Origin of the sequence: Polaromonas sp. AER18D-145 (assembly GCF_002379095.1) — a bacterium.
Classification (GTDB): Bacteria; Pseudomonadota; Gammaproteobacteria; order Burkholderiales; family Burkholderiaceae_C; genus Polaromonas.
Genome location: NZ_NBZV01000006.1, coordinates 96419 through 105000 on the forward strand (window position 1 = coordinate 96419; position 8582 = coordinate 105000).

7 protein-coding genes (1 of these 7 cut by a window edge) are annotated in these 8582 nt (G+C 66.3%); 5 read left to right on the forward strand and 2 right to left on the reverse strand.

Going from position 1 to position 8582, the window contains the following annotated elements; all coding sequences use genetic code 11:
• The first annotated feature begins 124 nt into the window (after window positions 1-124).
• From B7G52_RS05555 to B7G52_RS05560, 3 genes are all read left to right on the forward strand, one after another.
• Window positions 125-1621 carry a PLP-dependent aminotransferase family protein gene (locus tag B7G52_RS05555; protein ID WP_096696647.1) on the forward strand — a complete coding sequence of 499 codons (1497 nt, stop codon included), beginning with the start codon at window positions 125-127 and terminating at the stop codon, window positions 1619-1621.
• Window positions 1622-1748: 127 nt separating this feature from the next.
• A complete protein-coding gene (locus B7G52_RS23540) occupies window positions 1749-1904 on the forward strand; it encodes a hypothetical protein (RefSeq protein ID WP_170954684.1) in 156 nt (51 codons plus the stop codon).
• A gap of 15 nt (window positions 1905-1919) precedes the next feature.
• The gene (locus B7G52_RS05560; RefSeq protein WP_096696648.1) at window positions 1920-2333 is read left to right on the forward strand and encodes a low affinity iron permease family protein; all 414 of its coding nucleotides are present in this window, start codon (window positions 1920-1922) and stop codon (window positions 2331-2333) included.
• Window positions 2334-2369: 36 nt separating this feature from the next.
• Here the strand turns inward: B7G52_RS05560 and B7G52_RS05565 are convergent, their stop codons facing one another.
• Both B7G52_RS05565 and B7G52_RS05570 read right to left on the reverse strand, forming a co-directional pair.
• The gene (locus tag B7G52_RS05565; protein ID WP_096696649.1) at window positions 2370-4070 is read right to left on the reverse strand and encodes a phospholipase D family protein; all 1701 of its coding nucleotides are present in this window, start codon (window positions 4068-4070) and stop codon (window positions 2370-2372) included.
• A gap of 132 nt (window positions 4071-4202) precedes the next feature.
• The gene (locus B7G52_RS05570) at window positions 4203-6131 is read right to left on the reverse strand and encodes an ATP-binding cassette domain-containing protein (protein WP_096696650.1); all 1929 of its coding nucleotides are present in this window, start codon (window positions 6129-6131) and stop codon (window positions 4203-4205) included.
• A 142-nt stretch (window positions 6132-6273) separates the two neighbouring features.
• On the opposite strand from B7G52_RS05570, the gene B7G52_RS05575 reads away from it, so the two are divergent.
• Together B7G52_RS05575 and B7G52_RS05580 are read left to right on the forward strand one after the other, a co-directional pair.
• Window positions 6274-6753, forward strand: coding sequence for a (2Fe-2S)-binding protein (locus tag B7G52_RS05575; protein ID WP_096696651.1), 480 nt, complete (start codon window positions 6274-6276; stop codon window positions 6751-6753).
• A protein-coding gene (locus B7G52_RS05580) for a molybdopterin cofactor-binding domain-containing protein (protein ID WP_096696652.1) crosses the window boundary here: on the forward strand, window positions 6750-8582 show its 5' portion. It continues 462 nt past the right edge of the window; the window shows 1833 of its 2295 coding nt (coding positions 1-1833); its start codon is at window positions 6750-6752; the stop codon falls past the right edge of the window. The genes B7G52_RS05575 and B7G52_RS05580 overlap by 4 nt, the downstream gene beginning before the upstream one ends.

The following is an 8582-nucleotide window of genomic DNA, read 5'->3' on the forward strand; positions in this document are numbered from 1 at the left end:
CTTTATAGTTCAAGCCAGCACACTACCAATACAGTTAGAGTGACAAATTTTCAAACTGTGCTGGTCAAATTGTCAGTACACAGGCCGCGGGTGTTGCGTTGCACCGGGGCCGCCGGGGTCCGCCATGTTGATGAAAACCGCTTCCCAGTCCCTGACCGAGCAGCTCAGCGTACGGTTTGCCGAGCGCATTCGCAGCCGCTTGCTGGCGCCTGGCGCGCGCCTGCCCTCGGTGCGCCTGTGTGCCGGGCAACAGGGCGTCAGTGTGTCCACCGTGGTCGCGGCGTATGACCAGTTGCAGGCGCAAGGCCTGGTGGTGGCGCGCCGGAATCGCGGGTTTTTTGTCCGCGATGCATCGTTCAATGCGGTCCTGGCGCCCGTCCATCCAGTGCAAATTGCTACAAAAAACGGAGCAACTGGGGTGCTAGGTTCAAGTGCTCCTGAAACCCCGCCGCCGCTGAGCAGCTGGGGCACCGCGACCGGGATGGCGACCCGGCAGGCGCCGGTGGATGCCACCGCGCTGATCCGCGGCATGTTCCACCGGGTCAGCAACAAGCCGCAACCAGGCATGGGCGTGTTTCCGCCCGAGTGGCTGGAGACCAGCTTCATGCCGGCGGCGGTGCGCAGGGTCACCAGCGCGAGTGCGCTGCGCGAGTGTTCACTCAGTTATGGCGAACCCATGGGCGACAGCGGCCTGCGCCGCGCGCTCTCGCAAAAACTCAGCGCGCTCAATGTGCATGCGGTGCCCGAACAGATCATCACCAGCGTGGGCGCCACCCATGCGCTGGACATCGTGAGCCGCACGCTGCTGCGCGCCGGCGACTGCGTGATGGTCGAGGAGCCCGGCTGGGCGGTGGAGTTTGCGCGGCTCGACGCGCTGGGCATGCGCATCCTGCCGGTGCCGCGGCGCGCCGACGGGCCGGACCTGGAGGTCATGGCGCAGTACTGCGCGCTGCACAGCCCGAAGCTGTTTGTCAGTGTCAGCGTGTTCCACAACCCGACCGGTTATTGCCTGGCGCCGGGTAGCGCGCACCGCGTGCTGCAGTTGGCCAACCAGCACAACTTCCACCTCGTCGAGGACGACACCTACAGCCACCTGGCGCCCGAACATGCAACGCGGCTGTGTGCGCTCGACGGCCTGCAGCGCACGATTTATGTCAGCGGTTTTGCCAAGATCCTCGCGCCCGGCTGGCGCGTCGGTTTCATGGCCGCGCCGCCCGACCTGGTGGAGCGCCTGCTCGACACCAAACTGCTGGGCACGCTGACCACGCCCTCGCTGCTGGAAAAAGCACTGGCCTGGTGCATCGACCAGGGCCAGCTGCGCCGCCATGCCGAACGCATTCGCACGCGGCTGGACGCGGCGCGCGCCCGCAGCGTCAAGCTGGCGCTGGCGCACGGCTGCAGCTTTGCGGCGGAACCCGCCGGCCTGTTCGGCTGGGTGGAGACCGGGGTGGACACCGACGCGCTGGCGCAGCGCATGCTCGACGAGGGGTACCTGATCGCGCCCGGTGCGCTGTTTCACGCGGTGCGCAAGCCCAGCACCCTGATGCGCATCAACTTTGCGACCACCCAGGAAGCGGCGTTCTGGAAGGTGTTTGCGCGGCTGCGGGACGGCATGAAGTGACTGAAATGAGTCGTTATCCGGTTTTTAAGCATTTTTGGCCTGTAGCCCAGTCGGAATGGGCGCAGACAGCTATTGAATCAATAGCAAATTCGGCCCGCCGGACCGGCAACGGGCAGGGTGTCCCTGCATGCTGATCGAGCCGCTCCGGCCTGTTCATGCGCCCGGCTGCCGGGCGCGCATGCGCGAGGCCGGTGCGGTCGCCGCAGGGTTGGTTGATGTCTTCAGGATCCACATGGGATGCAGCATCGGGTTTCCCGATGCCAGCCTCTCCAGCCTCTCCTGACCCCTGGAACACACCATGGCAAGCAAGAACAACTGGTATTCCAACGCGGCCAAGGCTGCCTCGCGTTATGCCGGCCGACCGGCCACCTTTTTCATGGCGTTGCTGGTGATCCTTGCCTGGATCGTCACCGGGCCGCTGTTCGGCTTCAGCGATACCTGGCAGCTGGTCATCAACACCGGCACCACCATCGTCACCTTCCTGATGGTGTTCCTGATCCAGAACTCGCAGAACCGCGACACCGAGGCGATCCAGATCAAGCTGGACGAACTCATACGCGCCACCCAGGGTGCCCACAACGCGCTGCTCGACCTCGAGGAACTGAACGAAGAGTCGCTGGACGCCTTCCGGACCCGGTACGAGGCGCTCGCGGCCGCCGCGCGCAAGGGGCTGCGCGACGGCCTGCGCGACACCGATACGCCGGAGGCTTGAGAAGGGGGCTTGCCCCGGCCGTTCAGGTCCGGGCGCTCAGAGCATCTCGTCGGGCGCCAGCGGTCCGATCAGCGTGAGCATGAGCTTGAGCCCCAGGCTCGCGTCCGGCTCCGTGCGCGAGTCCTTCAGCTGCGAACCTTGCGGCGCGCGCCAGATCAGCTGGCCGTTTTCCAGTTCGACCTTGTAGGCGCCCTTGGCCAGCGCCGGTTCAATCAGCCGGGTGGTGTCGGCCGCGAGTTTGCGGCTGCGGATCACCAGCGCCACCTCGCTGTTCTGCAGCTGGGAGCGCAGGTCCAGGTTCATGGACCCGACCACCAGCAGGCTGTCGTCCAGCACCACGATCTTGGCATGCAGGCTGGCGCGTGAGCCGCCGGCCGAGCCAGAACTGCCGAGCGAGCTGAAGCCGCTCAGGGTGCTCTCCTGCTCGGCGCGCATTTCATACAGTTCAATGCCCAGGCCCAGCAGGTCCTTGCGGTAACGGGCATACCCCACATGGGCGGCGGGCGCGTCGTTGGACGCCAGCGAGTTGGTCAGCACCCGGATACGCACGTGCTTTTGCCGGATGGCCGCGAGCTGGTCCATCATGCGCCGGCCCGGCACAAAGTAGGGCGAGACGATCAGCAGGTCGCTTTTGGCCTCTGCCATCAGCTGCAGCAGGCCATCGACCGTGGTGTCCTGCGACGCTTCCACCGCGTCGGCGTCAGCGGCGATCTTGGAGGCCTTGTCGACCAGCAGCGTCGACGGCGCCCAGGTCCATTCCAGCAGCGCCAGGTTGGTGCTGTCGGGCAGGGGGTCGGCCACGCTGACCGAGCCGTCGAGCGCGGTGACCTTGCGCACGGCTGGCCTCGCAGGTTTGGCCGGCGCGCCACCGGTGATATTGCCGCCTGCGGCAGCGCTGGTTTCGCCGTTGACCGGTTTGATCTGGCCCGCCGGCAAGCCCGCTGCCGGCGGCGGCTTCATGGCTTCCAGCTGCGCGGCGGTCATCAGCGACTCCACCGGGTAGGCCAGCGGGTTGTTCCAGTACAGGTCAAAGCTGCGCGAGAGCTCGCGCACGATCCGGCCGGCCGCCAGCACGTCGGCGTCGATGAAGTTGGTGCCCTCGCCCTGGCCGAAGTAGGTTTCGCCGAGGTTGCGCCCGCCGGTGATGGCGACCGCGTTGTCGGCGACAAAAATCTTGTTGTGCATGCGCCGCTGGAGGCGGTCCATGTCTTTCAGCGACCCGAGGATGCGGAAAAACAGCGACCCGCGCCCGCCCGGCAGGGGATTGAACAGGCGCAGCTCGATGTTTTTTTCAAAGGCGAGTTTCAGCACCTGGGCGTTTTTGCCGGCGGTGTTGAAGTCGTCGAGCAGGATGCGGATGCGCACGCCGCGGGCGGCGGCGGCGCGCAGGGCGTCAAACATCCGCAGTGTGGTCTCGTCGGCATGGATTGCGTAGTACTGGATGTCCAGTGTTTTTTCCGAGGCACTGATCAGCGCCATGCGGCTGGTGAATGCCAGTTCGGCACTGTTGACCAGCGCAAAGCCGGAATCATTGTGGGTTTCGGCCTGGGCGGCGCGAGCCTGCACGGCCCGGCCGATGCGGGTTTCCGTCGGGTCGGCCAGGGCCGTCGAGACCGGCCGGTCCACCTCGCTGGGCAGGGAGGCGCAGCCGGTCATCCACACACCCAGCAACAGCGGAGGGATCCAGCGCCAGCGGGCGAAAAACGGGCAGGCAGGGGGCGACGGACTTGGAGGCATGAAGTGGTTTTGGACAATGCTGCCACTTTAGCGCAGGGCGCTGGCTCAAAGGGGGTCATACGCCCCGACACCGGCGCGACATCCTGTAGGTGTTTTACCCGATCCGCTGGCGACCTGGCGCTATGCTGCCCACTAACTGGACAGGATCTCCCAGCGCTGCAGCGCCGCCATGAGTTCTTCCTCGATCTTGGTGTTGCGGGCGTTCAGTTCGGCCGCGCGTTTGGCGTTCGTGGTGTACAGCGTGCCGTCAAACAGCTCCTGCTCGATCGCCTTCTGCTGCGACTCGAGCTGCTGGATCAGCGCCGGCAAGCCGTCGAGTTCGCGCTGCTCCTTGTAGCTCAGCTTCTTTTTTGATAGCTGCTCGCGCCCGTCCTTATTGGGCTCAGGTGTGTTTTTGCTTGTGGTTTTGGCGCTGGAGGCGGCGGCCGGGGTCTTGCCGCCGCCGGTCAGCTGCGCCGCACGTTTCGACTGGGTGATCCAGTCCGTCACACCGCCCTCGTACTCGCGCCAGAAGCCCGGGTTGTCCGGCGTGCCCTCGTAGGCAATTGTGCTGGTGACCACGTTGTCGAGGAAACGCCGGTCGTGGCTGACCAGGAAGACGGTGCCCTCGTAGTTCTGCAGCAGGTCTTCCAGCAGTTCCAGCGTGTCGATGTCCAGGTCGTTGGTCGGCTCGTCGAGCACCAGCACATTGGCCGGCCGGGCAAACAGGCGCGCCAGCAGCAGGCGGTTGCGTTCGCCGCCGCTCAAGCTGCGCACCGGGGAGCGGGCGCGTTCGGGGCTGAACAAAAAGTCGGTCAGGTAACTCTTGACGTGTTTTTTCTGGCCATTGATCTCGACCCACTCGCTGCCGGGGCTGATGAAGTCTTCCAGCGTCGCGTCCAGGTCCAGGGCATCGCGCATCTGGTCGAAGTAGGCCACCTGCAGGTTCGCGCCCTGGCGCACCTTGCCCGGGGGCAGGGTCACGTCGGGCTGCAGCTCGCCCAGAATCAGCTTGAGCAGCGTGCTTTTGCCGGCGCCGTTGGGGCCCAGCAGGCCCACCTTGTCGCCGCGCAGCAGGGTCGCGCTGAAACCGTTGACGATGACTTTGGAGGACCCCGGGTGGCCAAAACTTTTCGTCACATGGGTCAGTTCGGCCACGATCTTGCCGCTCTTGTCGCCGCTGGAGACGTCCAGGTTGACGCGGCCCACCGCATCGCGCCGCGCCGAGCGGTTGTCGCGCAGGGTTTCGAGCCGGCCGATGCGCGCCACACTGCGGGTGCGGCGCGCTTCCACGCCCTTGCGGATCCACACCTCTTCCTGCGCTAGCAGCTTGTCGGCCTTGGCGTTGATGACGGCTTCCTGCGCCATCTGCTCTTCCTTTTGCAGCAGGTACTGGGCGAAGTTGCCGGGGTAACTCAGCAGCTTGCCGCGGTCCAGCTCGACGATGACGGTCGCGACCTGGTCCAGAAAGGCCCGGTCATGGGTGATGGTGATGATGCTGCCGTTGAAGTTGACCAGCAACTCTTCGAGCCAGGCGATCGAATCGAGGTCCAGATGGTTGGTCGGCTCGTCCAGCAGCAGCACGTCGGGCTTGGCGACCAGCGCCTGGGCCAGCGCCACGCGCTTTTTGGTGCCGCCCGAGAGCGAGCCGACGATGGCGTCCTTGTCCAGGTGCAGGCGGTGCAGGGTTTCCTCCACGCGCTGCTCCCAGTTCCAGCCGTCCAGCGCCTCGATTTCCGACTGCAGGGCGTCCAGGTCGGTGTGTTCGTCGGCCGCCAGATACAGCTCCACCACATGCCTGGTCCTTGCCAGTCCTGCGCTGGCAGCTATGAAAACAGTAGCGTGCGGGTCGAGGCTGGGCTCCTGCGGCACGTAGGCGATGCGCAGGTTCTGCTGCAGCTGCAAGGTGCCGTCGTCGGGTTTTTCCAGGCCCGCGAGGATTTTGAGCAGGGAGGATTTGCCCGTGCCATTGCGGCCGATCAGGCCAATGCGCTGGTTCGGTTCCAGCGAAAAATCTGCGTGGTCCAGCAGTGCGACGTGCCCAAAAGCGAGTTGAGCGTCAAGAAGTGTAATTAGTGCCATGTTGTCAGGGATTATCCGGGTGCGCCATTTCGCATGCTGGTTTTCGGGCTTTGGGAGATGAGGGCCGGATGGCTATAGTGCAAGGGACAGCAGCGGCGGGCAGCCGCTTGCACCGTGCCTGCCCGCTACCACCGGACGTTTTATGGAACTACAAATCAACGGCCAGGCCGTGCAGGTGGACGCCGACCCGGCCATGCCTTTGTTGTGGGTGCTGCGCGACCTGCTCAACATGACGGGCACCAAGTTCGGCTGCGGTGTGGCAGCCTGTGGCGCCTGCACCGTGCGGGTGGACGGGCAGGCGGTGCGCGCCTGTGTCACCCCCGTGGCCACCCTGGCCGGCAGGCGCATCCAGACCATCGAGGCGCTGGGCACGCCCGCCAGGCCGCACGCGCTGCAGCAGGCCTGGATCGCTGAACAGGTGCCGCAATGCGGCTATTGCCAGTCCGGCATGTTGATGGCGGCGGCGGCCCTGCTTGAAAAGACGCCGAAACCGACCGATGCCGACATTGATGCGGCCATGACCAACATTTGCCGCTGCGGGACTTACCAGCGCGTCCGCCTGGCGATCAAACGGGCTGCGGGCATGGGCGTGGCCCGGGTGCCAGCGAAGAAGCGTTCATGAAAAAGCGGACCTGGCTGCTCAGCGCGGCGGGCGCCGCCGGTGCCCTGATTGTGGGCTGGGGGGCGCTGCCACCGCGCTCGCGCACCGGTTCCGGACGGCTTTGGCCGCCGGCCGACGGCGCGGTGGCGCTCAACGGCTGGATCAAGATCACCGCCGACGGTTCGGTGGTGCTGGCCATGGCGCGCAGCGAGATGGGGCAGGGCGTCCACACGGCCCTGCCCATGCTGGTGGCCGAAGAGCTGGATGTGCCGCTGTCGCGCGTCCATCTCGAGCAGGCCGGCGCCGACAGCATTTATGGCAATGTGGCGATGCTGGTCGCCGGCCTGCCTTTTCATCCCCTCGAGCTCGAAGAGCGACCGCTCAAGGTCAGGGCGGGCGAATGGGTGGTGCGCAAGCTGGCGCGTGAGCTGGGCATCAATGCCACCGGCGGCTCGAGCAGTGTGGCCGACGCCTGGCTGGTGCTGCGCACGGCCGCCGCCACGGCGCGCGCCTCCCTGCTGGGGGCGGCTTCGTTGCAGTGGCGCCTGCCGGTGGCCGAGTTCACGGTCCGCGATGGCGTGATTTCGCACCCGTCGGGAAAATCCGCGCATTACGGCGAGCTGGCGCGCTTTGCCGCTGCCACGCCGCCGGGCAGCGTGGCGCTGAAGGCGCGCAAGGACTGGAAGGTGATTGGCCGGAACGCGGCGCGCAAGGACATTCCCGCCAAGGTCGATGGTACGGCCCGCTTCGGGCTCGATGTGCGTTTGCCCGGCATGCTTTACGCGGCGATCCGCCTGTGTCCGATGCTGGGCGGTGCACCGGGGGCGATCGATGTGAACGCGGCGCTGGCCATGCCCGGGGTGGAGCGTCTGGTGCGCCTGCCTCCTTATGCCGGTTCCACCGCGGGCTTTGCCGTTGTGGGGAAAAGCTGGTGGCAATGCCAGCAGGCGGCGCAGGCGGTGCCGGTGGACTGGCACCAGCGCCCCGCCGGCGCCCTCGACTCGCGCCAGATTGCGCGCGAGCTGGAGGCTGCGCTGCAGGGGGAAGACGGGCAAGACAGGGAAGACCGCGAAGAGGGCTTCACCTTTTACGAAAAGGGGTCCGTGGCCCAGGCCGAGGCGGGTGCCGTCCGCAAGCTGGAGGCGCTGTACCGCGCGCCCTACTTGGCGCACGCCACGCTGGAGCCCATGAACTGCACGGCCCAGGTCCGGGACGGCAAGGTGTTTGTCTGGGTGCCGACCCAGGTCCCGCAGATGGGGGCGGCGATCGCGGCGCGGGTGGCTGGCGTGGCGGCGGAAGATGTCAGCGTCACCGTCACCCTGCTGGGCGGCGGTTTTGGCCGCCGGCTGGAGGTGGACTACATCGCCCAAGCCGTCCGGGTGGCCCTCGAATGCGGCGGTCGTCCGGTGCAGCTGATCTGGTCCCGGGAAGAAGACACCACCCACGACTTTTACCGGCCCATGCATGTGGCCAGGCTGGTCGCGGCGATCGACGCCCAGGGCCAGCCCGTCAGCCTGCGCATCCGGTCGGCCGGCGACGCCATCAGTCCGCGCTGGCTGGAACGCGGTGTGCCCATGCTGGCCGGCCCTGTCGATACGCCCGACAGAACCACGGCGGAGGGCCTGTTTGACCTGCCGTACGGCTTTGCCCATCAGCACATGTCGCATGTGGCCACCCGCAACAGTGTTCCAGTGGGTTTCTGGCGCTCGGTAGGCCATTCGCACAATGCCTTCTTTTCGGAATGTTTTATCGACGAGCTGGCGTTTGCGGTGCAGCAGGACCCGCTGGCCCTGCGCCGGCAACTGCTCAGGGATGCGCCGCGCTACCTGGCCGTGCTGGAACTGGCTGCG